At 40.7% G+C, this 349-nt stretch carries 1 protein-coding gene; it reads right to left on the bottom strand.

Features of this window, described 5'->3' with window-relative positions:
- On the bottom strand, nt 1-349 hold a 349-nt coding region (locus L696_RS0102345), incomplete at both ends, for a recombinase family protein (RefSeq protein WP_025682218.1).

The following is a 349-nucleotide window of genomic DNA, read 5'->3' as shown; positions in this document are numbered from 1 at the left end:
AGACTTTTAAGTTCCCGTACATATTTCAATAAATCCAGTGTATTCCTAGCAAACCTCGAAATCGACTTGACCAGTATAAGATCCAGTTTACCGTTTCGGGCATCCTGTATCATGCGATTAAAGTGCGTTCTATTTTTAGTGCTGGTTCCGGTGATGCCTTCATCTGCGTAAATATCAGCCATTTCCCATTCCAAGTTGTTTTGAATGTACTTTGTATAATGATTGACCTGATTGGTATAGCTCTCCTTTTGCTCCTCGGAATCTGTACTGACCCGGCAATAGGCAGCGACTTTCTTCTTTTGTATAGATTGAATTCCCTCTACGATGTCCATCGTTTTAATGGGAACGA

The sequence above is a fragment of the Paenibacillus maysiensis genome (assembly GCF_000520815.1).
GTDB lineage: Bacteria > Bacillota > Bacilli > Paenibacillales > Paenibacillaceae > Paenibacillus > Paenibacillus maysiensis.
This window is presented reverse-complemented; position numbering and strand designations above follow the sequence as displayed.